This window comes from Aminithiophilus ramosus (assembly GCF_018069705.1).
GTDB lineage: Bacteria > Synergistota > Synergistia > Synergistales > Aminithiophilaceae > Aminithiophilus > Aminithiophilus ramosus.
Genome location: NZ_CP072943.1, coordinates 1,406,161 through 1,430,634, shown reverse-complemented (window position 1 = coordinate 1,430,634; position 24,474 = coordinate 1,406,161). Strand labels below are relative to the sequence as shown.

Below are 24,474 nucleotides of genomic sequence, written 5' to 3'. Positions count from 1 at the left end.
CGTTAGAATGGCTCCTGTAGCGCGTCCTGGGGTGTTCGATGAGTCCTGACGCTGACTCGCGGAAAGTCTCATGAGGCGGCATAGCCAAGTGGTAAGGCAGAGGACTGCAAATCCTTCATCCCCGGTTCGAATCCGGGTGCCGCCTCCAACATTTCTGGTCTCGGCGGACGCCTCCAGCTTCATAGCATTCCTCGGTAGCTCAATAGGCAGAGCGGGTGGCTGTTAACCACTAGGTTGCAGGTTCGAGTCCTGCCCGAGGAGCCAAAAGACATCGGATGCCGGCAGGCCTTTTCACAAAGGCGGCCGGCATTCGCTTTTGCGTTTTCCGGCCCGACGATTCTGAGCGACGGAACGCCGCTCCAGGCCCAGGTCGGCGCGGCGGCGACCTTCCCCGGCGGCCTTGCCGGACGGAACCCCTCCACGACCTTGACGGAAAAACGATGCAAGTGGCGCCTGAAGCCTTCGACGACCGACCTTCAGGAGAATTCCTGACAGGGCGCAACGAGAACGCCTGCCTGGGCCAGGCGACGGAAAGGAGCCGGAGGTTGTGAAAAAGCGGGGAGGGCAAGGGGGAAATCTGCCCGGTGATGTGTCGACGCAGCCCGAATCCGTCATGCGACCTGACCTGATGGCCCCGAAGACGCTGATCCTGATCGGCGGCACCATGGGAGTCGGAAAAACGACGACCTGCCGGGAGCTGTACCGGATGTTCGACCGATCCCTTTGGCTCGACGGCGACTGGTGCTGGACCATGCACCCCTGGTCTTTCTCGGGGAGGAACCGGCAGATGGTCATGGAGAACATCGTCTTTCTGCTGAACAACTTCCTCCGCAACGACGAATTCGAAATCGTGTTTTTCGACTGGGTCCTCCACGAAAGGGCGATCATCGACGAAGTCGAGGCCGGGCTGATCCCCTGTGATCGGGAGACCCGTCGCTTCAGCCTGATCTGCTCCGAGGAGGAACTTCTCCGGCGGATGAAGTCCGACCATCGAAGCGAAGAGGACATGAGGCGCAGCCTCGCCCGGCTGCCGCTGTATGCGCATCTGGGGACGGAGCTCGTCGACACGACGGGCCGGACGCCGACAGAAACCGCCGAGGAGGTTCGCGACCTGATCCTGCAAACCCGATGAAGGCCGGACGTGCCGCCGTCCCTGTGCCCTCCCGGTCCTGATCGGAGCGGCGTCCTGTCGCGGCGGTCCGGGCGAAGAGGCCAGGCTGCCTTGGGCGTGGGCCCTGGAGGGAACTCCCTTCGTCAAGGTCGGCGAAGTCAGCGGCCGGACCGCCGAACATCGCAGCGCCGCCGGCGACGCCTCATCCGCTCACCGCCCGAGAACCTCCTCGGCCGGGGCCGCCCGAGAGGCTGCCCTCTCCGGTTTTTTGCGCCGGAATGCGGGCGGCTCGTGGCCGACTTCTCCGCGACCGGCCCCTCTGCGAAACCCCTCGCGGGATCTCCCTTCCCCTCTGAAAAAAGCCCGCCATGGCACCCCTCGCGACGAGACGCGCGAAGCGGGTGAAACTGTTGACAATCAGCTGACTTGTTTTTATATTAGAAGAAAATTTAGGGAAAAGATTTTGATCGGTGTTGCCTCCGTGGCGGAGGTCGTTTGTGCGTGGCTGGAGGAAGGGCAAGAAGAGGATCGACGGCCTTTCAGGAACAGGCGCTTCGATCGCCTCTTCAGGGACTGGACCCCGGAGCGCCGGTCTTTCCGAAAGGGTGAACCCCAGACAGTCCGCATCGTCGTTGGCTCCGATAACGGAAGAAAAGGAAGCTTCGCCACGAACAGGCCCGATCGGCCCACCCCGCATGGTGGAAAGGCAAACCTCCCCGACGGGAGCCTGTTGGCCCCGTCTGCCTCAACCCCGGCGGATCGGGTGGGGAGGAAAAGGAACCGGACGGAACCGACGCGAGGGAGACGGCGGAGGAGAGAAAGTCAGCCTGATGCATGCAAGAGACTTGAGCGACAAATTTCTTGACAAACACCGCTTAAGTTTGCGGCGTTCGCACGGTGTCACGTCGGACAGGAAGCTCCAGTGTTTTGCGACAGGCAATAATTGAGGTCGAATTTTTAAGAAGTCGTCGAAGGAGATTGACTGATGGCGTCAAGTTTTGGCAAGCCGACGGATTTCTCAGCGGCCAATTCAGCGCTAGGATACCTGTACCAAGTGCGACTGGCTCTGTGTCTCTCTTTACAGCGTTTCGCACAGGCTGCCTCCTTTGCGTTGTATTTGGAGACCCTAGATGATGTTGTATTCGAGACAACAGGTTCAGCCATCGAGTTGCTGCAGCTGAAACACCACTCCGATCGAGCCGCTAATCTGACCGACGCCAGCCCTGATTTGTGGAAATCGCTTCGCGTTTGGATGGAGGGGCGGTCCAATGGTGCCATCCCTGCCGATGCTCGTCTGTTTCTCATCACAACCAGCGACGTTGGTGCTGGGGCTGCTGCCAGCCGGTTACTGGCTTGCGAACGCGATGTACCCGAGGCGTCGAGGCTGTTGGAACAAACCGCGGCGACCTCGACGAGCGACACCAACCAAACGGCGTACACTCTCTTCAGGGCTCTTTCCGCCTCGGAGAAGCAGGAACTTCTAAGCACAGTCATAATCGCTCCAAAGGCGCCAAATATTACCGACGTGGGGGATGCCATTCGTGCGGAGGCGCGGTTGGTCGTGCGTCGTGAACACCTCGACGGATTTGTCGAGCGGCTCGAAGGGTGGTGGTTCGGGCGCGCCCTTCGCCAACTCGTGGACGGAACCTCGCCGCCCATCTTCAGTTCGGAACTTGAAGGCGAGTGGCATGATCTCCGGGAGCAGTTCAACCGCGACGCATTGCCCGTGGACCGCGATATCCTTGAGAAAGAGACTGAAGCGAACGCCTACGACAATGCGGTGTTTGTCCACCAGGTTCGGCTCGCTGGAGTAGGTACAGGGCGAATCCTGGCGGCTATCCGCGATTACTACAGGGCCTTTGCCCAGCGGTCCCGTTGGATACGCGAAGAGTTGCTCCTCGTTGGCGAGCTGGAGAGCCGGTGTTTGTCAATATAGTTGTCGCCCAAGAGTCATGCATGCATCAGGTTGACATTTCCTCTTCCGGCATCTCCTTCGCGATCGTTCAGCCGGGGTCCTTCTCCGCTTTTTCCTCCTTACCCGATCTGTCGGGGTTGAGGAAGACGGGACCGATGGATTCCCATCGGCGGGTTTTGCCTCTCCACCGTTCGGGGTGGGCCGATCGGGCCTTTTCGTAGCGAAGCTTTCTTTTCTTCAGGATCTCGACGTCGTCGCCTCTGTGGCGGGCGTCGGGGGTGACGAAGCCGATGGCGCTGTGGCGATGCTTTTCGTTGTACCAGCGGACGAAGGCGGCCGTCCATTTCCGGGCCTCTTCGAGGCCGGCGAATCCCTGCGACGGGAAGGCGGGGCGGTATTTGTAGGTCCGAAAGAGCGATTCCGAGTAGGCGTTGTCGTTGCTCACTCTCGGGCGGCTTCTGCTGGAGAGGATTCCCAGGGCCGCAAGGCGGGCCTGGAAGGTCGAGCCCTTCATGGGGCTGCCGTTGTCGGAGTGGAGGACCAGCGGTTTCGTGAAGGTCTTTTCCGAAACGACTGCGCGGGTGACGAGTTCGGAGGCGTGGTCTTCCGATTCCCTCTCCCAGATCTCCCAGCCGACGATCTTGCGGCTGTAGATATCCAGGATGAGGTAGAGGTAGTAGTGGAGCCCGACGATGGGGCCCGGCAGCCAGGAGATGTCCCAGGACCAGACTTCGTTGGGCCCTTTGGCTTCGTGTGTCGTCGGTACCTTGGGCGAGCCGGTTCGGGACCGGCCGCGACGGTTCTGTCGATTCGTGGACCGGAGGATGCGGTAGAAGGTCGATTCCGAGGCGAGGTAGATGTCCCGATCGGCGAGGATAGGGACGATCTGACTCGGGGGCAGGTCGGCGAACTCTTCGCTGTCGACGACGGAGCGGATCGTTTCGATTTCCTCTTCCGTGAGGCTCCAGCGGGGCTTGGGGCGATTCGCCTTCCTGCGGCCGTCTTCGGCGACCTGTCCCTCCCTGGTCCAGCGCTGGAAGGTGCGGAGAGTGAGGCCCAGCTCGGCGCAGGCCTTTTCCCTGCGGGCTCCCTGGCGGCAGGCTTCTCGGACGAGGTCGCAGGCCGCCTGGCGATCGGGGAGGCTCAGATACCGTCCTCGTCGTCCCCCCAGATCGCCTGGGCTTTTTTTCGCAGCGTGAGCAGGGCCGCCGTTTCAGCCAGGGCCTTTTCCTTTCTCCGAAGTTCCCGCTCCAGCTCCTTCAGGCGTCCCCTGTGCGACGTGAGTTCCTCGCGCAGCTCCCTGACGTTGTCTCTGTCCCGGCCGGCGGCGAGGCCGTCGAGGCAAGCCTCGCGCCAGCTACGGATCTCCTCGACGTAAAGACCCTTCGATCGACAGTATTCGGCCTGTTCCGTCTCGTTCATCCCCGCCGTGGCCAGGACGGCGAGAAGCTTGTCGCCGGGGGACCAGGACTGAGGGCGACGGCCGTTGCCGGGGACGGGCGAACCTGTCTCGATACGGGCCTTCTTCCTCCACTGCCTGAGCGTTTCGAAGCTGATTCCCGTCTCACGCGCCAGAGTCGAGAGGGAGGCGTTCTCAGGGGGCATCATTCGTTTGACAAGCTGCTCTTTCACGTCGGGACTGTAGTGGTTCATGGGGCGCACCTCCTCTGGAGTTCAATCATAACCTACTCAGGAGAGGCGACAACTATTGTGGCATAGGGGGGAGCTACGAGCGGCTGTTGCGCGAGGAGTGGGAGATTCAGTTCAACCGGCTCGTTGATGAGATTGGCGACGCGGCTGCGGAGGACACCATGCGGTCAGCCGCCCAGAAGGTCTATGCATGGGTTGAGGACAGCTGTTACCCTATTCGGCCGCGGGTGTTGCATCCCAGCATGACGCGGGGCTCGTTTCACATTCTCGCCGATACCCTCAGGGTTGGCTGGCATCCCGAGTTCATGCGTCGACTCAAGCACCTCCTCGAAACCCGGGAGGAGTTATGACGACTACCCCTTGGAACGAGCGGCCACTGGAGCACGCCCGGCTCCTCAATCCTGCTTTTCTCGGCACGCTCCTCTGGAGTTGCGCCAGGGCATACTCGCTGGAGGCTATCGTGAACCAACCGTTCGCGCTCTCGTTCCTCGTCGTGCCCGTGGTGCTGCACAAAAGCACTCGGGAAAGCCTTCCCACGACGACCCGAACGTCGCTCGTCGCTTGGCTGGGCAAGAATCCCCGAGTTCTCGTTGGCTTTTCCGAGCGAGCAAAGAGTCTGGTCCCTCTGGTTAAAGAGGCCCTCCTGTTTGCATCCAGTGGGGGGCTGCTTCGGGTTGAGGATGCGCGGGTTGTGGCTGGAGTTCGACCACGATCCATGGCGAGGTTCGAGCGCGAAGCCACTGACGAAGTCCGGGCTTGCATCAAGCAGGCCGAGTTTGTTGGGAAATGGTTCGCGCTTTCTGGTGAATACGCAACTGTCATGGCTCTCTGGGGGGTTGCGCCGTGAGCATCCAGATACTCGATATCGTCCTCTATTCGAAGCACGGAAATCGTCGCGTATTGTCACTCCGCCCAGGTGAGTATGGTGGACCCCATTGTCAAGACCATTTGAGGCCCGAAGTTAGTTAAAGTCAGACCGCCATCGGTCCCTCCCGGTCGGCAAAGTGAACCTCCCGCGGTGTCCTGTAGTTCAGTGAGGAGTGAAGCCTTTCGTCGTTGTAGAAGTCCATATACTCCCGCAGGCCGCAGCGGAGATCGCGGACCCGCTCATAGTCGTTCAAGTAGAGCCACTCATACTTGAGGGTCCGCCAGAAGCGTTCCACGAAGATGTTGTCGAGGGCCCTGCCACGACCGTCCATGCTGATCCGGATCTCCTTTTCCTTGAGCAGAGACAGAAAGGCCTTACTGGTGAACTGACAGCCCTGGTCGGTGTTGAAGATCTCCGGCGTTCCCTGCCGAAGAGCCCTGTCGAGGGCGACGACGCAGAACTCTGCGTCCAGGGTGTTGGAAAGTTCCCAGGAGAGGACGAAGCGGCTGTGCCAATCGATGACGGCCGCGAGGTACATGAAACCGCCACTCATCGGGAGGTAGGTGACATCGGTGCTCCAGACCTGATTCGGTCTGACGATGACGGCGTTCCGGAGCAGGTAGGGATAAATCTCATGTTCGGGGTGAGGCTTGCTGGTTCCCGGTTTGGGGCCAATCCCTTCGAGCCCCATAAGCCTCATCAGCCGTCCGATCCGTTTGCGGTTCACGTCCTGTCCCTGTCGACGCAGCCAGGCCGTCATCCGGCGGCTCCCGTAAGAGGGGGCGCAGGTGTACCGGCCGTCGATGAGCTCCATGATTTCAAGGTTCTCCGCCGTCTCCGTCGCGGAAGAGCTCGCGTAGTAGAAGCTGGACCGGTTAAGATCAAGGAGGTCACATTGCCGACGAACACTGATCGAAGGGTGCTCGGGATCGATGGAGGTCCGCTTTCCCTCAAGCGTCAGCGCCTGATTTTTTTTTGAGCCAGTCGAGCTCCATCTTGAGCCGACCGATCTCCTGGTAGAGGGGGGCCATCAACGTCTCGACATCCATCGGAGTGCCTTTGCGTTGAAAGATCTCCGGACCCCCTTGCAGAAGCTGCTTCTTCCACTGACCGATCTGGACGGCGGAAACCTCGAACTCACCCGACAATTGAGCCAGGGTCTTATCCCCTTTCAGGGCAGCGAAGGCCACTTTGCTTTTGAACTCCGCTGAACGCCTCTGTCGCTTGGCTGCCATGATGTCCCCTCTCTTTCTGGGACCCTATGATACAGCCCGACTTCAACTGCAACTTAGCTCGTGGTCCAGTTTTCGGGGTCCACTATAGAGCTGAACATCATCACCGGCGACGCGAAGACGGGGAAGTCCGCGCTCATTGACATAGTGGACTACTGCCTTGGCAGCTCGTCATGTGAAGTCCCCGAAGGCATCATACGTAATAACGTTTCTTGGTACGGTATTCACCTCACGGATGGCTCATCCGAACACTTCGTCGCTCGTCGTTCTCCCGACCCGGGGAGAACCACCACTTCGGACGCTTATTACGCAGTAGGGTCAACGCTGACGTTGCCCGAGTGTCGCCGGACAATGGTATTGTCACTCGTGAAGAGGACAGGGAAAATGTCACTTATGACGACCAGGAGAGACCTACTCATGAAGACAAAAGAAGCAAGGCGCTTGGGGTTGGTGGAAGAGGCTGTCGCGGGCAACCTGACGGTTCAGGAGGTGGCCGATCGGCTCGGTCTGAGCCGCCGTCAGGTCTTTCGGCTCAAACGACGCTACCGGGAAGAAGGAGCGCAGGGGCTCCTGCACAAGGGACGAGGCAAACCGTCCCGGCGCAGAATCTCTCAGGAGACACGGGATTTCGTCGTCAGTCTGGCCAAGGGTCTTTACAGGGATACGAGCTGTCAGCACATGGCCGAACTCCTTGCCGAAGAGCATGATCTCGTGCTGAGCGCCAAGAGCATCGCCCGTTTCCTTCGCGCGGAGAACCTGTCCCTCGTTCATCGCCACCGGGCCCCGAAGCGGCGTTCCCGCAGGGTCCGACGGTCCCGACGAGGCGATCTGGTCCAGATGGACGCCTCTCCTTTCGATTGGTTCGAGATCGGTGAGCGTTGCACTCTCCACGGCGTGATTGACGATGCCACAGGAGAGGTCCTCGGTCTGTGGATGGCCAGGAATGAGTGCCTCTTCGGCTACTTCCGCGTGCTCCGTCAGATGCTTGATCGCCACGGCGTGCCTCGCGAGCTTTACGCCGACCGCCACACCATCTTCCTTTCTCCCAAGTCGGAAAAACTGACGATCAAGGAGGAGCTGGAGGACTCGGCGCCTGTAACCCAGTTCGGCCGCGCTCTGGAGGCTCTCGGAACTCGCTATGTCCCTGCAGGGTCTCCCCAGGCGAAGGGGCGGATCGAAAGGCTCTGGGGAACTCTTCAGGATCGTCTCGTCGTCGCCTTCCGACGGGCCGGAGTGAAAACGATCGAAGAGGCCAACGTCCTGCTCGCCGCCTACCCGGGAGAGGTCCATAACCCGAGGTTCGCTCGTCCTCCCGCAGAGGGGGCATCTGCCTTTCTCCCTCCGCCGGACGGACCCGCTCTCGATCTCCTCCTGACTCGCCAGACCGACCGGAAGGCCTCGGGAGACTCGACGATTTCCCTCGACGGAAAACAGTACGCCCTGATAGGCCCCCGCAGACGCCCCCTGCTTCTTGCCAGGGGACAGGCGGTCAAGGTCATCGAGAAGCTCGACGGGAAACTCCTGGCTCTTGTCCATGACGGGCTCTACGATCTCGCAGCCGTCGACAAAGAGCCCCCTGCGACTCCCCCGCCTGTCATCGAGACGAAGACAGGCACTCCATGCAAAACGAAGAAGCAGAGGAAGCCGGCGGCAGACCATCCCTGGCGACAGAATCCCGCTCCTCCTGCCGCGGCGGTCGGCTCCGAGCAAGGGACGGGTTCCCCTCCCTAGAAGGACCTCCGCCGCGGAGGAAAGCCAAGGCGGGCTGTTGACGGGGGCGATTTCAGCCCCTCGAAAGCGACACTTTCATTGTCCCTCAGACCCTCTTTTTAGATGACATTTTTAGTGTCCCTTGACACGCTGACGTTGCCCGAGGCTCCCGAGATTTCTGCAACCACGAACATTGACAGCGTTGTGGAACGTCTCACCGCCGTAGTGGGAATTGGACTGAACCTTCATGAACCACCGGAAGGCCAGACTCGGAGGCCCGTATCTGCGAAGTTGCGGCACGCCCTTGCTTTTGTCTTTCAGAAGCAGGAAGAAGTCTCTCACCCCAAGTTTCTCTTCCACGAACAGAGTGACAATTGGGTTGCCCAGACCATCAAGGACACGCTCCCATACTTCTTAGGTGCCGTCGACGACGATTTCGTCGCGAAGAAGGCGAAGCTCAGAGAATTGCGCAGACAGCTCCCCCCTATGCCACAATAGTTGTCGCCTCTCCTGAGTAGGTTATGATTGAACTCCAGAGGAGGTGCGCCCCATGAACCACTACAGTCCCGACGTGAAAGAGCAGCTTGTCAAACGAATGATGCCCCCTGAGAACGCCTCCCTCTCGACTCTGGCGCGTGAGACGGGAATCAGCTTCGAAACGCTCAGGCAGTGGAGGAAGAAGGCCCGTATCGAGACAGGTTCGCCCGTCCCCGGCAATGGCCGTCGCCCTCAGTCCTGGTCCCCCGGCGACAAGCTTCTCGCCGTCCTGGCCACGGCGGGGATGAACGAGACGGAACAGGCCGAATACTGTCGATCGAAGGGTCTTTACGTCGAGGAGATCCGTAGCTGGCGCGAGGCTTGCCTCGACGGCCTCGCCGCCGGCCGGGACAGAGACAACGTCAGGGAGCTGCGCGAGGAACTCACGTCGCACAGGGGACGCCTGAAGGAGCTGGAGCGGGAACTTCGGAGAAAGGAAAAGGCCCTGGCTGAAACGGCGGCCCTGCTCACGCTGCGAAAAAAAGCCCAGGCGATCTGGGGGGACGACGAGGACGGTATCTGAGCCTCCCCGATCGCCAGGCGGCCTGCGACCTCGTCCGAGAAGCCTGCCGCCAGGGAGCCCGCAGGGAAAAGGCCTGCGCCGAGCTGGGCCTCACTCTCCGCACCTTCCAGCGCTGGACCAGGGAGGGACAGGTCGCCGAAGACGGCCGCAGGAAGGCGAATCGCCCCAAGCCCCGCTGGAGCCTCACGGAAGAGGAAATCGAAACGATCCGCTCCGTCGTCGACAGCGAAGAGTTCGCCGACCTGCCCCCGAGTCAGATCGTCCCTATCCTCGCCGATCGGGACATCTACCTCGCCTCGGAATCGACCTTCTACCGCATCCTCCGGTCCACGAATCGACAGAACCGTCGCGGCCGGTCCCGAACCGGCTCGCCCAAGGTACCGACGACACACGAAGCCAAAGGGCCCAACGAAGTCTGGTCCTGGGACATCTCCTGGCTGCCGGGCCCCATCGTCGGGCTCCACTACTACCTCTACCTCATCCTGGATATCTACAGCCGCAAGATCGTCGGCTGGGAGATCTGGGAGAGGGAATCGGAAGACCACGCCTCCGAACTCGTCACCCGCGCAGTCGTTTCGGAAAAGACCTTCACGAAACCGCTGGTCCTCCACTCCGACAACGGCAGCCCCATGAAGGGCTCGACCTTCCCGGCCCGCCTTGCGGCCCTGGGAATCCTCTCCAGCAGAAGCCGCCCGAGAGTGAGCAACGACAACGCCTACTCGGAATCGCTCTTTCGGACCTACAAATACCGCCCCGCCTTCCCGTCGCAGGGATTCGCCGGCCTCGAAGAGGCCCGGAAATGGACGGCCGCCTTCGTCCGCTGGTACAACGAAAAGCATCGCCACAGCGCCATCGGCTTCGTCACCCCCGACGCCCGCCACAGAGGCGACGACGTCGAGATCCTGAAGAAAAGAAAGCTTCGCTACGAAAAGGCCCGATCGGCCCACCCCGAACGGTGGAGAGGCAAAACCCGCCGATGGGAATCCATCGGTCCCGTCTTCCTCAACCCCGACAGATCGGGTAAGGAGGAAAAAGCGGAGAAGGACCCCGGCTGAACGATCGCGAAGGAGATGCCGGAAGAGGAAATGTCAACCTGATGCATGCATGACTCTTGGGCGACAACTATATTGACAAACACCGCTCCGAGATCGAGAGCGCTCACTCGCTCGCCTGGAGGCCATTGCAGGCGATGGACTAGATGGACTAGATGGACTAGGTGGTGCGGCCCCATTTGTGGCCGAGGCCAGGGCTGTGGGCCTTCTGCCAGCGGACGCCGCACCAGCCACGTGGGAAGATGCTGTCGCTGAGTTACGATCCGCTATGAGTGTATCGCCGGAGGAGCAGCTCACCAGGTACGAGGAAAGCGTCGATCAGGCAGAGCTAGGTCGATTGAACGGCGAGCACGTGCGGCTCCGGGAGCAGCTGCGCCGGCAGCAGAATGAGCTCGATGCGATGCAGTCACTGCTCGACGACGAAGGGGGATACTCACAGGAGACAGGGGAGCAGGTGTCGCGGCTTTCAAGCCTGGGAATCTTCGCAGCGGCTAGTTCTGGGTGCTGCCCGCTTTGCGAACAGCCAACATCTGACCGCGTGCCAACAGTGTCGCAGCTCCAGTCCGAGCTTGACCGCGCCTCCAACCAGCTCAGTAGTGTCTCGAAACATACGCCTGGGCTCGAGTCTCTCATCATCGAGCAAGAAACAAAGCTGGCCGAGACGCGTCGCTTGCTTAAGGAGAATCGGGGCGCGCTGGAGGCGATCCGTCGGTCTGATGATCGGCTCACAGCGCTTCGCGATGCAGCGTTGCGTCGAGCTCTCGTCCTCGGGCGAATTAGCTTGTTCCTTGAGACTCTGCCGCAGATCGCAGACTCTTCTAAGCTCCGTCGCGAGATTGAACAGCTGCAGATCGAGATCGAAGGGATCAAGGCTGAACTGAGCGATGAGAAAATGCAGGAGCGGTTGGACTCTATCCTCTCGGTCATCAGTAAGAAACTGACGAGCTGGGCTGAGCGGCTCGAACACGAGCACAGCGGAAACCCATTTCGACTAGATCCGCGTCGCCTTCAACTTGTGGCGGACGCAGAGACTGAAGTGGGACCGATACCCATGGATAGAATGGGAAGCGGTGCGAACGCGCTCTGCTGTCACATTATTGCGCACCTGGCGCTCCACATCTGGTTCGTGCGCAATAGCCGCCCAGTTCCTCGTTTCCTCTTTTTGGATCAGCCATCACAGGTCTACTTTCCTGCTGAGCAAGACATCGGTGGTTCCATGGCTGTCCTCGACGACGAGGATCGAACTGCGGTCATCCGCATCTTCGAGCTGATCCGAGACGTCGTTGCTGAGCTGAGTCCTGGACTACAGGTCATCATCACAGAGCACGCCGATGTGACGGAAGACTGGTACCAGGCCGCCGTTGTTGAGCGGTGGAGGAGAGGAGCCGCACTGATCCCGGCAGAATGGATTGAAGAGCAGGTAGGCGAAGGTGAAAACGATGGTGGATAGCTATAGTGGACCCTCAAAACTGGATCTCGAGCTAAGTTGTCATTGAAGTCGAGTTGTATCACAGGATTCCGGAAAAAGAGGGGACATCGTGACAGCCAAACGACAGAGACGGTTTTTGTCAAGGTAGTTGTCGCCCAAGAGTCATATATGCATCCGGTTGACTTTCCCTCTTCCGGCGGCTCCTTCTCGATCGCTCAGCCGGGGTCCTTCTCCGCTTTTTCCTCCTTACCCGATCTGTCGGGGTTGAGGAAGACGGGGCCGATGGGTTCCCGTCGGCGGGTTTTGCCTCTCCACCGTTCGGGGTGGGCCGATCGGGCCTTTTCGTAGCGAAGCTTTCTTTTCTTCAGGATCTCGACGTCGTCGCCTCTGTGGCGGGCGTCGGGGGTGACGAAGCCGATGGCGCTGTGGCGATGCTTTTCGTTGTACCAGCGGACGAAGGCGGCCGTCCATTCCCGGGCCTCTTCGAGGCCGGCGAATCCCTGCGACGGGAAGGCAGGGCGGTATTTGTAGGTCCGAAAGAGCGATTCTGAGTAGGCGTTGTCGTTGCTCACTCTCGGGCGGCTTCTGCTGGGGAGGATTCCCAGGGCCGCGAGGCGGGCCTGGAAGGTCGAGCCCTTCATGGGGCTGCCGTTGTCGGAGTGGAGGACCAGCGGTTTCATGAAGGTCTTTTTTGCTATGACAGCGAGTTGCCCGAGGAAAAGGGTTTTTCCGAGCGCAACATCAAGCGAATGCTGGCCTTTTATCGTAAATATCCGCACCTGGAGTTTGTGCCACAGCCTGTGGCACAAACTGAACCCCCTGTGCCACAATAGTTGTCGCCTCTCCTGAGTAGGTTATGATTGAACTCCAGAGGAGGTTCGCCTCATGAACCCCTACAGTCCCGACGTGAAAGAACAGCTTGTCAAACGAATGATGCCCCCCGAGAACGCCTCCCTCTCGTCTCTGGCGCGTGAGACGGGAATCAGCTTCGAAACGCTCAGGCAGTGGAGGAAGCAGGCTCGTATCGAGACGGGTTCGCCCGTCCCCGGCAACGGCCGTCGCCCTCAGTCTTGGTCCCCCGGCGAAGCGGGTGAAACTGTTGACAAGCAGCCGACCGGCTCTTATGTTATAAGAAGATTTAAAAAGGCCTTTTCGATCGGTGTTTCTGCTGCGGCCTCTGTCGTGATGGAGGCTGTTTTCGTGTCGCTGGATGAGGGGCCGGACGATGATCGGCGGCCTTCTGCGAGCAGGCGCCTCGATCGCCTCTTCAGGGGAGGGACCCCGGAGAGGCGATCGTTCCGGCAAAGCTCTGGCGAGGAACTTCCGGAGGGTTGAAGATGACCGAGCAGCAGATCGAACAACTTCTGATCGAAAAACTGATCGACCTCAAATACGCCTACCGCCAGGACATAGGCGACCGGGCGGCGCTGGAACGGAACTTCCGCCGGCACTTTCAGGAACTGAACCGCGTGAACCTCACCGACGGCGAATTCGGCCGGCTGCTGGGGGACATCGTCACCCCCGACGTCTTCGCCGCCGCCCGCCGTCTTCGCGAGCGCAGCACCTTCGAGCGCGATGACGGTACGGCGCTCCATTACACGCTGGTCAACATCAAGGACTGGTGCAAGAACACCTTCGAGGTCGTCAACCAGCTGCGCATCAGCACCGACTACAGCCATCACCGCTACGACGTGATCCTGCTGATCAACGGCGTCCCCGTCGTGCAGATCGAACTGAAGACGCTGGCGATCAGCCCGCGCCGGGCGATGCAGCAGATCGTCGATTACAAGAACGACCCCGGCAACGGCTACGGAAAAACGCTGCTCTGTTTCATGCAGCTCTTCATCGTCAGCAACCGCAGCGAGACATGGTACTTCGCCAACAACAACAATCGTCACTTCCGCTTCGACGCCGACGAGCGCTTTCTGCCGCTCTACCAGTACGCGGACCCAAGCAACAGGAAGATCACCCACCTGGACAGCTTCGCCGACGCCTTTCTGGCCAAGTGCACCCTGGGCGAGACGATCAGCCGCTACATGGTGCTCGTGGCCTGCGAACAGAAGCTCCTGATGATGCGCCCCTACCAGATCTACGCCGTCAAGGCCATCGTGGAGTCCATCCACCGGCGCTGCGGCAACGGCTACATCTGGCACACGACAGGCAGCGGGAAGACGCTCACATCCTTCAAAGCGTCGACCCTCCTCAAGGACAATCCCGACATCGACAAATGCCTCTTCGTCGTCGACCGCAAAGACCTCGACAGGCAGACCCGGGAGGAGTTCAACAAGTTTCAGGAAGGGTGCGTCGAAGAGAACACCAACACGGAAACCCTGGTGCGGCGCCTCCTCTCCGAGGACTATGCCGACAAAGTCATCGTCACCACCATCCAGAAGCTCGGCCTCGCGCTCGACGGCAACAACAGCAGGCGCAACTACGCCGAGCGGCTGGAGCCCCTGCGGAATCAGCGCATCGTCTTCATCTTCGACGAGTGCCACCGGTCGCAGTTCGGCGAGAACCACAGGGCCATCAGGGAATTCTTTCCCGACGCCCAGTTGTTCGGATTCACCGGCACGCCCATCTTCGAGGAGAACGCCTCCCATCAGCAGATCGAGGGGCGGCAGGCCAGCTACCGGACCACGGCGGACCTCTTCCAGCAGCAACTGCACGCCTACACGATCACGCACGCCATCGAAGACCGGAATGTCCTGCGCTTCCATGTGGATTACTTCAAACCGGAAGGAAAGATTCCGGCGAAGACCGATGAACCCCTCGCCAAGAAAGCCATCGTCGAATCGATTCTCTCCAAGCACGACGCCGCCACCAACGGGCGCAAGTTCAACGCCCTTCTGGCCACCTCGTCGATCAACGACGCCATCGAGTATCACGAACTCTTCAAGACGGTACAGGCCGAAAGAGCGGCGGAGGACGAGAACTTCCGGCCGCTGAACGTCGCCTGCGTTTTCTCGCCGCCCGCCGAGGGCAACAGGGACGTGCAGCAGATACAGGAAGACCTGCCCCAGGAAAGGGCCGACAACGAGCAGGAGCCGGAAAAGAAGAAAGAGGCCCTCAAGAGCATCATCGCCGACTACAACGCGCGGTACGGCACGAATCACGGAGTGGGCGAGTTCGACCTCTACTATCAGGACGTGCAGACGCGCATCAAAGACCAGCAGTACCCGAACAGCGATCTGCCGCACAGCAAGAAGATCGACATCGCCATCGTGGTGGACATGCTGCTCACCGGCTTCGACTCAAAGTTTCTGAACACCCTCTACGTGGACAAGAACCTCAAACACCACGGTCTGATCCAGGCCTTTTCCCGCACCAACCGCGTCCTCAACGACACCAAGCCCTACGGCAACATCCTCGACTTCCGCCAGCAGCAGGACGCCGTGGACACCGCCATCGCCCTCTTTTCCGGCGAGGCCGCCAGACCTGCGAAGGAAATATGGCTGGTGGACGAAGCGCCCGTGGTTATCGAGAGACTGCAGGCGGCCGTGCGGAAACTGGGCGATTTTCTGGAATCTCAGGGCCTGGAGAACAGACCCGAAGAGGTCCCCAACCTCAAAGGCGACGGGGCCCGTTCGACGTTCATCAACCTCTTCAAGGAGGTGCAGCGCCTTAAAACACAGCTTGACCAGTACACCGACCTGACGGAAGGGCACAGGGAAAAAATCGAGCAGGTGCTGCCCGAAGACGAATTGCAGGCCTTCAGAGGCGCCTATCTGGAAACGGCCCTGCTTCTGAAGCAAAAGCAGGACGGAGACGGAGAGGGGGCCGAAGCGCCGACTGCCGGCGCGGTGCAGCAGCTCGATTTCGAATTTGTCCTTTTCGCCTCGGCGATGATCGACTACGACTACATCATGGCGCTGATCGCGAAGTATTCGCAGCAGGAGCCGAGCACGCAGAAGATGCACCGCGCCCAGCTCATCGGCCTGATTCAGGCTGACGCCAAGTTCATGGACGAGCGTGACGACATCGCCGAGTACATCAAAACGCTGGAAGCGGGCAAGGGGCTGGACGAGAAGGCCGTCCGCGCCGGATACGAACGCTTCAAGGAACGAAAGAACGCCCGGGAGCTTGCCGCCGTCGCCGAAAAGCATGGCATCGAGGCCGCCGCCCTGAAGACCTTCGTGGACACCGTGCTGCGCCGCATGGTCTTCGACGGCGACCTGTTGGGCGACCTGCTCGCCCCGCAAGAGCTTGGCTGGAAGGCGCGCACGCAGAAGGAACTGGCACTCATGGAAGACATGATTCCGCTGTTCAAGAAACTCGCCCAGGGGCGGGAGATATCGGGGTTGAACGCCTATGAGCAGTAACATGGAAGAAACGAGCATGACGCAGGGAGCAAAGCGCGCGCTGGTGCCCGAACTGCGCTTTCCGGAGTTCCGGGATGCGGGGGAGTGGGAGGAGAAGACTCTAGGCGGATTAACTCACAAGACGGATAAGAGAAATAAAAGTTGCAAAAAATACCCTATTTACTCGATTAACAATACAGTTGGCTTCGTTCCACAGGTAGAACAATTTGATGGAGTGGATAGCAACAAACGAGGTTACGATATCTCTCTTTATAAAATAATTGAAAGAAATACATTCGCCTACAATCCTGCAAGAATTAATGTGGGATCTATTGGCTACAGTGAAGATTTGAACAACATTCTCATTAGCTCGTTGTATGTCTGCTTTAAAACTTCTAAAAATGTCAACGATAGATTTCTGTTGTATTTTTTTAGCACATTTACATTTGACAAATCGGTGAATAGTAATGTTGAAGGAGGGATCCGGAGTTATCTTTTTTATGAAAATTTCTCAAAGATAAAAATTCCACTACCCAACGAAGCAGAACAACAAAAAATCGCCGACTGCCTCTCCTCCGTCGACGAGCTGATAACCTTGGAGACCCGGAAGATCGACGCGCTCAAGGCCCATAAAAAAGGACTGATGCAGCAGATCTTCCCCGCCGAAGGTGAAACCCTCCCCAAACTCCGCTTCCCCGAGTTCCGGGATGCTGGGGAGTGGGATAAGAATAAGCTTGGTGAGATTTGCTGTATGCGTGCGGGGAAATTTGTGTCCGCAGGGGAAATATCAGAGAAAAACGGATATGCGCTTTATCCATGTTACGGTGGTAACGGTTTGCGTGGATATGTAAAAACGCATACGCATTCAGGGAAGTATCCTTTGATTGGTCGACAAGGTGCACTTTGTGGGAATGTCATTCTTGGGGAAGGTGAATTTTACGCGACAGAACATGCCGTGGTTGCTGCTCCTTTTTCTGGCATCAATATCGATTGGCTGTTCTATGACCTCCTGAAATTGAATCTGAATCGATTCGCTACGGGGCAGGCGCAGCCGGGGCTTTCCGTAGACGTGTTGGAAAAAGTTGAGTGCCTTGTTCCAAGATTGGAGGCCGAACAACAAAAAATCGCCGACTGCCTCTCCTCTATCGACAACCTCATAACCTCGCAGGCCCAAAAACTCGACGCGCTCAAGGCCCATAAAAAAGGGCTGATGCAGCAGCTTTTCCCGGTGCCGGACGAGGCGGGAAAATGACCCAGCTCATCCTCTACACCAGCGAAGACGGCCAAAGCCGGGTGCAGCTGCGGGCCGACCGGGGCACGGTGTGGCTCAGCCAGCGGCAAATGGCCGAACTTTTTGATGTATCGCCGGACAATATCAGCGTGCACCTGAAAAACATCTACGCCGATGGTGAACTGCGACGAGAAGCAACTGCCGAGGAATCCTCGGTAGTTCAAATCGAAGGTGGGCGCGAAGTGCGCCGCAGGGTCACGCTTTACAATCTCGACGCCATTCTGGCCGTGGGGTATCGCGTGCGTTCGCCGCGAGGCGTCCAGTTCCGTCGCTGGGCCAGCACGGTGTTGGCCGAGTATCTGCTCAAGGGCTTCGCCATGGACGACGAGCGGCTGAAGAACCCCGATGGCCGCCCGGACTACTTCGACGAGATGCTGGCCCGTATCCGAGACATTCGGGCCTCGGAGAAGCGCTTCTATCAAAAAGTGCGAGATCTCTTCGCGCTGGCTGCCGATTACGACAAGACCGATGAGGCCACGCGACAGTTTTTCGCCACCGTTCAGAACATGCTGCTGTTCGCCGTCACGCAGCGGACCGCCGCCGAAATCGTCGTCGACCGTGCCGACCCGGAGGACTCCCATTTCGGCCTGTTGACCTGGAAGGGGAATCAGGTGCGCAAGCAGGACATTCTGCTGGCCAAAAACTACCTGACCGAGGGTGAAAGCGACACGCTGAACCGTCTGGTGGTTATCTTTCTCGAAACCGCCGAATTGCGGGCCAAACGGCAGACGGTCACCACCATGGCTTTCTGGCGCGAGAACGTCGCCCAGATCATAGCCTCCAACGGCTTTCCCCTCCTGGAGGGAGCGGGATCGGTCAGCCATGTCTCTATGGAGCGGCGCATCGCCCCGCTTTTTCTGGACTACGAGCGACGCCGTAAATCCCGGGAAGCCCGAGCCGCGGATGCAGAGGACGAGGCCGAGCTGAGAGCTCTGGAAAACAGCATAAGGGGTCGCAAGGAGTCGGGGCGCGAGTAACACAAGCAACGTGAACCTGGCCGGTCAAGACCCTCATCCACGGCAACTGGTTGCCCTTTGAACCACAGGAAAAATTCGAGGCGAACAAGGCCTGCTTCAAGAAAATCCCCCATGATTTTCTGAGCCGCTATCCGCTCAACTCCGAAGTGTTTCCGGAAGAAAACGAGGAGGCAGCACCATGACCGAACAGGACAAGAGAAAACTCGGCGCGACTCTCTGGGCCATCGCCGATCAACTGCGCGGCGCGATGAACGCCGACGACTTTCGCGACTACATGCTCTCCTTCCTCTTTCTGCGCTACCTTTCGGACAACTACGAGGCGGCGGCGCAGAAGGAGCTTATGTCGGACTATCCGACGCCGCCCTCCGGCGACCGCCGCCCGCCCTTGGCCCTGTGGTACGCTCAAAACCCCGGCGATACGGTCGCGTTCGAAAAGCAGATGCGCCGCAAGACGCACTATGTGATCAAGCCCGAGTACCTCTGGAGCACCATCGCCGAGATGGCCCGCACCCAGAACGGCGAGCTGCTGCACACCCTTGAAAAGGGTTTCCACTACATCGAGAATGAATCCTTCGCCAGCGCCTTCGGCGGCCTCTTCTCCGAGATCAATCTGAATTCGGAGAAGCTGGGGAAAGATTACGAGACGCGCAACGCCAAACTCTGCAACATCATCAGGGCGCTTGCGGAGGGCTTGGCGCAGTTCTCCACCGACAGCGACACTCTGGGCGACGCCTACGAGTTTCTTATCGGCCAGTTCGCCGCCGGTTCGGGAAAGAAGGCGGGCGAGTTCTACACGCCGCAGCAGATATCCAGCATCCTCTCGGGCATCGTCACGCTCGACGGCCAGGAACCGGCCACCGGAAGGCGGAAGACTCTCGAAAGCGTCTTCGACTTCGCCTGCGGTTCCGGATCGCTGCTGCTCAACGTGCGCCGCCGCATGGGGGCGAAGGGCATCGGCAGGATTTACGGTCAGGAGAAGAACATCACCACGTACAACCTGGCGCGCATGAACATGCTGCTGCACGGGGTGAAGGATTCGGAGTTCCAGATCTACCACGGCGACACCCTCACGAACGACTGGGACTGGCTGCGCGAGATGAACCCGGCGAAGATGCCGAAGTTCGACGCCGTGGTGGCCAATCCGCCCTTCAGCTACCGCTGGGATCCGACGGAGGCGATGGGCGACGACGTGCGCTTCAAGAGCTACGGCCTCGCGCCCAAGTCCGCCGCCGACTTCGCCTTTCTGCTCCACGGCTTCCACTATCTGAAGCCGGAGGGCGTCATGGCCATCATCCTGCCCCACGGCGTGCTGTTCCGGGGCGGCGCGGAAGAGCGCATCCGAACGAAGCTGCTCAGGGACGGCAACATCGACACGATCATCGGCCTGCCCGCCAACCTCTTCTTCTCGACGGGCATTCCGGTCTGCATTCTCGTGCTGAAGAAGTGCAAGAAACCGGACGACGTGCTTTTCATCAACGCCGCCGAGCACTTCGAGAAGGGGAAGCGCCAGAATGTCCTGACGGAGGATCATATCGACAAGATCATCGACACCTACCAGAACCGCAGAGAAGAGGAGCGCTACGCCCGCCGCGTGGCGATGGAGGAGATCGAGGAGAACGGCTACAACCTGAATATCACGCGCTACATCAGCACGCAGCGGGCGGAGGAGCCGATCGATCTGCAGGCCGTCAACGCCGAACTGGTCGCTTTGGCCGGGAACATCGAGGAGGCCCGGAACAGGCACAACGCCTTTCTCGAAGAGCTGGGCCTTCCCCTCTTGCCCTGATCCGAAACCGTCGGAACCTTTCCCCATGAGACGGGGGCGAAGGGGCCGTAAGGGGGGCGCGGGGGCCCTGCGGGACGGGGCCGCGGCTCCGATTCCGCCTTTCCCTGACGGGATGACGGGACGTCGGGCGCGCCCTCCCGGCCTCGCCCCTTCTCCCCTCGCCGTCAGGCCCCTCCCGGGGGTCGCCGGTCGGGGCCTGACGGTATATACTCCTGCTGCTGCGGACGCGGTCCGCCCTTCGCTTCCGAAAGGGAGGCGAAGGCTCTTCGGAGGGACGACGGGCCCGGTCCGATCCCGGGGCCTCTTGTCCCGTCACCGGGAGGGGCGACTTTTCCAAAGGGAGTGGTGGGTCATGTCCGATCGGGAGGCCGAAAGGGGCGGGGGCGACGATTTCGCTCTGACGCCCGTGCCGGAGTCGGAACGGCGGGGGTTTCTTCCCATGTCCATGGTGATGCTGGGCTTCACCTTTTTCGCCGCCAGCATGTGGACCGGAGGGACTCTCGGCATGGGGTTCCGTCTCTGGCCCGATCTGGTGGGAACGGTTCTGGCGGGGAACCTGATCCTGGGCGTCTACGGGGCCTTCCTGGGCTATGCCGCCTCTTCGACCAATCTCTCGACTCACGTCCTGGCCCGGCGGGCCTTCGGCGTCCGGGGCTCCAAGCTGCCCTCTCTCCTGCTGGCCCTCACCCAGATCGGCTGGTTCGGCGTGGGCGTGGCCATGTTCGCCTATCCCGTCAACAGGCTTCTGGGAATTCCCGTGGCGCCTCTCATCGTCGCAGGGGGCCTTCTCATGACCGGAACGGTCGTCATCGGTTTCCGGGCCATCGAGTGGATCAGCTGGATCGCCGTTCCGGCGATCCTCGTTCTCGGCTTCGGGTCCGTGATCCGCGCCTTCGGCGACGCCGGGGGGCTTGCGGCTCTCATGGCCGTCGAGCCCGCGTCGCCCCTTCCCTTTTCGCGGGGTCTGGCCCTGGGCGTGGGGTCTTTCATCAGCGGCGCCACGCTGACGCCCGATTTCGTCCGCTTCGCCCGAGATCGGCGGACGGGCGTGGGCGCCACGGTGGTGGGTTTTACCTTCGGCAACAGCCTCATGTTTTTCTTCGGCGCCCTGGGGGCCATGGCGACGGGGATGGCCGACACGTCGGAGATGCTGGCGGCCCAGGGGCTCCTTGGAGGCGGCATCGCCCTTCTGGCCCTCAACATCTGGACCACCAACGACAACGCTCTCTACGCCTCGGGGCTGGGCCTCGCCAACATGACGGGCCTGAGGCGCAAAAGCCTCACCGTCGCGGCCGGTGCGGCGGGCACGGTGCTGGCCCATTTTCTCTACAACCATTTCGTGGGCTGGCTCGTCTTTTTGAGCGTCTTTCTGCCGCCCATCGGAGGCATTCTCATCGGAGATTTCTTTCTCAAGGGGCGCGGGAGCCGTTCCTTTCAGGCCACGGACGCCGAGCGTCCGGTCCGTTGGTCGGCCATGCTCGCCTGGGTCCTGGCCGTGGCCGTCTCCAAGGTCTCTCCCGAGGAGGGGCTTTTGTGCGTCGCCCCCCTGAACGCCATCGTGACGGCGGCCCTGGTCTATGCGGGGGCCGACGGGTTCCTCTGCCGTCGCCTCTCCTGCCCGGCCGGGGGGCCGGAAAGCCGATCCGAAAGAGAGGGAGGCCGAAAGCCATGATCGATCTGGTTTTGCGCAACGCCCGCCTTCGCGGCGGTGAAGAGGTCGATATCGCCGTCGACGGCGGAATCATCAGGAAAGTGGGTCCCTCCCTGGAGGAGCGGGGACGGCAGGAGATCGACGCCGAAGGCCGTCTCACGACGCCGCCTCTGTGCGACCCCCATCTGCATCTGGACGGGGTCCTTTCCGTGGGGGATCCCCGTTTCAACCGTTCCGGCACGCTTCTGGAGGGGATCGCCATCTGGGGCGAGCGCAAGCCCCGCCTCACCCGGCAGGAGCTCGTCGAGAACGCCGTCGAGGCCGTCCTCTGGGAGTTCGCCGGAGGCGTCCAGTTCATCCGCACCCATGCCGACGTGACCGATCCCACCCTGCTCACCCTCGAGGCCCTTCTGGAGGTGAAGGATCGGGTCAAGGATCTGGTCGACATCCAGATCGTGGCCTTCCCTCAGGACGGCGTCTACACCTTTCCCGAGGGAGAGGCCCTCATGGTCCGCGCCATGGAGATGGGAGCCGACGTGGTGGGAGGCATTCCCCACAACGAGCTGACCCGCGAGGACGGCATCCGCGATGTGGAGCTGGCCTTCGAGCTGGCCCGGAAGTACGACGCCCTCATCGATATCCACTGCGACGAGACGGGAGACGACCAGTCCCGCTTCGTCGAGGTCATGGCACGACTCGCCCTCGTCACCGGCATGGGAGAGAAGGTGACGGCCAGCCATACGACGGCCATGCACAACTACAACAACGACTATGCCTTCAAGCTCCTGGGGATCGCCGAGAGGGCTAAGATGAACTTCATCACCAACCCCTTCGACAATTCGGTGCTTCAGAACCGCACCGACGGTTACCCGCGCCGGAGGGGGCACACGCGGGTGGACGAGATGGTGGCCCGGGGGATCAACGTCTCCATCGGCCACGATTCCATCATGGATCCCTGGTATCCCCTGGGGAAGGGCTCCATGCTTCAGGCGGCCCATCTTCTGCTCCACACGGCCCACATGAGCGGCTACGAGCAGATTTTCTCCCTCTTCGACATGATCACCGTCAATTCGGCCCGGACGCTCCAGGTGGAGTCCCTCTACGGCATCGAGGCGGGCAGGCCCGCCAATTTCGTCGTCTTCGACGCCGCCGACGAGTTCGAGGCGATCCGTCTCCTTCCCGAATGTCTCTACGTGGTGCGTCGCGGCGCCGTGGCCCTTCGGACCCGTCCGGCGGTGCGCTCCCTCGACCTGGGCCCCTTCCGGAGGGAGATCGATTTCCGCAGGCCCTCGCGGTAGGCCCCTTCAGGGGGGGGCGCCTTGCTTTTTCCGCCCGGGAGGTGTATGGAATAGGCTGGCGGTTCTGGACGGCACCGGTCCGAAGGGGCCGTGGCCGTCCCTTGCTCCTCGGGCCCCTGGGGCCCGGGGCCCGATCTTCGTGGCGCCGGTCCTTTCCCCGCGGACCGGCGCCGATGTGAAAAGGAGGCTCTCCATGTCCGCGTCCCCGCTTTCTTCAGGCCGAGGCGACGACCTTCGCGGTGTCGCCGCCGGCTTTTTCGCCTTCACGGCCTGGGGTCTTCTGCCCGTCTACTGGAAGCAGCTTCAGGACGTGCCGCCTCTGGAGATCCTCTGCCACCGCATCCTCTGGTCCCTCGTCTTCGTCGGTCTGGCCCTGACCGTCGGGCGGGGCTGGGGCCACTCCCGGGCCCTTCTGAAGGAGCCGCGGAAGATGGGACTCCTCGTCTGCAGCGGCCTCGTCCTCGGCGCCAACTGGCTCATCTACATCGCCGCCGTCAATACGGGCCATGTCCTCGAGTCCAGCCTGGGGTATTTCATCACGCCTCTGGTCAATGTCCTCTTCGGCGCCCTCTTCTTCCGCGAGCGGCCCCGGCGGCTCCAGCTTCTGGCCCTCCTCCTGGCTCTGGCCGGCGTGGCCCTCCAGCTGATGCTTCTCGGCCGCCTTCCCGTCGTGGCCCTGAGCCTGGCCCTGACCTTCGGGACCTACGGCCTGCTCCGCAAGATCATCAGGATCGACGGCCTGACGGGGCTTTTCGCCGAGACCCTCGTCCTTGCCCTTCCGGCTCTGGCCTATCTTCTCTTCCTCCAGGGCCGGGGAACGGCCGCCTTCGGCGCCGGCCCGGCGGCGCGCGATCTCCTCCTTGTCGGCACGGGCGTGGTGACGTCCATCCCCCTCGTGGCTTTCGCCTTCGGGACGGGGCGCCTCCGTCTGACGACGATCGGCTTTCTCCAGTACCTTTCGCCGACGATCTCCTTCCTCCTGGGTTTTTTCCTCTACCACGAGCCTCTGGAGTGGGCCCGCCTCGTCACCTTCGCCCTCATCTGGGTCGCCATCGCCCTCTATTCGGCCGAAAGCCTTCTCCTTCTGAGACGTCCGTCCCCGGAGGGACGGGGGCGATGAGGCAGGCGCGGGCCGGAGGAAAAAGA

17 protein-coding genes, 2 tRNA genes and 2 pseudogenes are annotated in these 24,474 nt (G+C 60.8%); 18 read left to right on the top strand and 3 right to left on the bottom strand.

From position 1 onward, the window contains the following. The first annotated feature begins 74 nt into the window (after positions 1–74). The 4 genes from KAR29_RS06455 to KAR29_RS06440 all read left to right on the top strand — a co-directional run bounded on the left by KAR29_RS06455 (position 75) and on the right by KAR29_RS06440 (position 3,047). Positions 75–148, top strand: a tRNA-Cys gene (locus KAR29_RS06455). 40 nt (positions 149–188) lie between these two features. After that, positions 189–264: transfer RNA gene (locus tag KAR29_RS06450), tRNA-Asn, on the top strand. Between the two features lie 364 nt (positions 265–628). Further along, complete coding sequence (locus tag KAR29_RS06445) at positions 629–1,132, top strand: AAA family ATPase (RefSeq protein WP_274374783.1); 504 nt, start codon at positions 629–631, stop codon at positions 1,130–1,132. A gap of 964 nt (positions 1,133–2,096) precedes the next feature. Next, the gene (locus tag KAR29_RS06440) at positions 2,097–3,047 is read left to right on the top strand and encodes an ABC-three component system protein (protein ID WP_274374782.1); all 951 of its coding nucleotides are present in this window, start codon (positions 2,097–2,099) and stop codon (positions 3,045–3,047) included. Positions 3,048–3,114: 67 nt separating this feature from the next. On the opposite strand, the pseudogene KAR29_RS06435 reads toward KAR29_RS06440, so the two are convergent. Further along, positions 3,115–4,679: pseudogene (locus KAR29_RS06435) on the bottom strand (IS3 family transposase). A gap of 14 nt (positions 4,680–4,693) precedes the next feature. Here KAR29_RS06435 and KAR29_RS06430 point away from each other — a divergent pair. Both KAR29_RS06430 and KAR29_RS06425 read left to right on the top strand, forming a co-directional pair. After that, positions 4,694–5,026, top strand: a complete 333-nt coding sequence (locus KAR29_RS06430) for an ABC-three component system protein (RefSeq protein ID WP_311135629.1) — start codon at positions 4,694–4,696, stop codon at positions 5,024–5,026. Next, positions 5,023–5,523 carry a three component ABC system middle component gene (locus KAR29_RS06425; protein ID WP_274374780.1) on the top strand — a complete coding sequence of 167 codons (501 nt, stop codon included), beginning with the start codon at positions 5,023–5,025 and terminating at the stop codon, positions 5,521–5,523. The genes KAR29_RS06430 and KAR29_RS06425 overlap by 4 nt, the downstream gene beginning before the upstream one ends. 124 nt (positions 5,524–5,647) lie before the next feature. Here the strand turns inward: KAR29_RS06425 and KAR29_RS06420 are convergent. Continuing rightward, positions 5,648–6,779, bottom strand: a protein-coding gene (locus KAR29_RS06420; protein WP_274374357.1) for an IS3 family transposase whose coding sequence is annotated in 2 segments (ribosomal slippage) — positions 5,648–6,512 and positions 6,511–6,779 — 1,134 coding nt in all. Because the reading frame shifts where the segments join, the coding sequence is not laid out codon by codon here. A 348-nt stretch (positions 6,780–7,127) separates the two neighbouring features. On the opposite strand from KAR29_RS06420, the gene KAR29_RS06415 reads away from it, so the two are divergent. From KAR29_RS06415 to KAR29_RS06400, 4 genes and pseudogenes are all read left to right on the top strand, one after another. Then, positions 7,128–8,507 carry an ISNCY family transposase gene (locus tag KAR29_RS06415; protein ID WP_311135602.1) on the top strand — a complete coding sequence of 460 codons (1,380 nt, stop codon included), beginning with the start codon at positions 7,128–7,130 and terminating at the stop codon, positions 8,505–8,507. Positions 8,508–8,609: 102 nt separating this feature from the next. Then, complete coding sequence (locus KAR29_RS06410; RefSeq protein ID WP_274374779.1) at positions 8,610–8,984, top strand: hypothetical protein; 375 nt, start codon at positions 8,610–8,612, stop codon at positions 8,982–8,984. A 52-nt stretch (positions 8,985–9,036) separates the two neighbouring features. Next, positions 9,037–10,601: pseudogene (locus KAR29_RS06405) on the top strand (IS3 family transposase). A gap of 178 nt (positions 10,602–10,779) precedes the next feature. Continuing rightward, a complete protein-coding gene (locus tag KAR29_RS06400) occupies positions 10,780–12,048 on the top strand; it encodes a DUF3732 domain-containing protein (protein ID WP_274374778.1) in 1,269 nt (422 codons plus the stop codon). A gap of 194 nt (positions 12,049–12,242) precedes the next feature. Here KAR29_RS06400 and KAR29_RS06395 read toward each other — a convergent pair whose 3' ends face one another. Continuing rightward, on the bottom strand, positions 12,243–12,668 hold the full coding sequence (locus KAR29_RS06395; protein WP_407649556.1) for an integrase core domain-containing protein: 426 nt from the start codon (positions 12,666–12,668) through the stop codon (positions 12,243–12,245). A gap of 244 nt (positions 12,669–12,912) precedes the next feature. On the opposite strand from KAR29_RS06395, the gene KAR29_RS06390 reads away from it, so the two are divergent. The 8 genes from KAR29_RS06390 (at position 12,913) to rarD (ending at position 24,448) form a co-directional block, all read left to right on the top strand. Continuing rightward, positions 12,913–13,362 carry a transposase gene (locus KAR29_RS06390; RefSeq protein ID WP_274374777.1) on the top strand — a complete coding sequence of 150 codons (450 nt, stop codon included), beginning with the start codon at positions 12,913–12,915 and terminating at the stop codon, positions 13,360–13,362. 2 nt (positions 13,363–13,364) lie between these two features. Beyond that, positions 13,365–16,346 (top strand): type I restriction endonuclease subunit R, encoded by a 2,982-nt coding sequence (locus KAR29_RS06385; RefSeq protein ID WP_274374776.1) that lies wholly within the window; start codon positions 13,365–13,367, stop codon positions 16,344–16,346. A 1-nt stretch (position 16,347) separates the two neighbouring features. Next, positions 16,348–17,577, top strand: coding sequence for a restriction endonuclease subunit S (locus tag KAR29_RS06380; protein ID WP_274374775.1), 1,230 nt, complete (start codon positions 16,348–16,350; stop codon positions 17,575–17,577). Continuing rightward, positions 17,574–18,593 carry a virulence RhuM family protein gene (locus KAR29_RS06375; protein ID WP_274374774.1) on the top strand — a complete coding sequence of 340 codons (1,020 nt, stop codon included), beginning with the start codon at positions 17,574–17,576 and terminating at the stop codon, positions 18,591–18,593. The genes KAR29_RS06380 and KAR29_RS06375 overlap by 4 nt, the downstream gene beginning before the upstream one ends. 178 nt (positions 18,594–18,771) lie before the next feature. After that, a complete protein-coding gene (locus tag KAR29_RS06370) occupies positions 18,772–20,379 on the top strand; it encodes a type I restriction-modification system subunit M (protein ID WP_274374773.1) in 1,608 nt (535 codons plus the stop codon). A gap of 352 nt (positions 20,380–20,731) precedes the next feature. Next, complete coding sequence (gene codB, locus KAR29_RS06365; protein ID WP_274374772.1) at positions 20,732–22,051, top strand: cytosine permease; 1,320 nt, start codon at positions 20,732–20,734, stop codon at positions 22,049–22,051. After that, entirely contained in the window at positions 22,048–23,328 is a 1,281-nt protein-coding gene (gene codA / locus KAR29_RS06360) for a cytosine deaminase (protein ID WP_274374771.1), read from the top strand. Before codB ends, codA begins: the two co-directional genes overlap by 4 nt. A gap of 193 nt (positions 23,329–23,521) precedes the next feature. Then, a complete protein-coding gene (gene rarD, locus KAR29_RS06355) occupies positions 23,522–24,448 on the top strand; it encodes an EamA family transporter RarD (RefSeq protein ID WP_274374770.1) in 927 nt (308 codons plus the stop codon). Positions 24,449–24,474 lie beyond the last annotated feature (26 nt).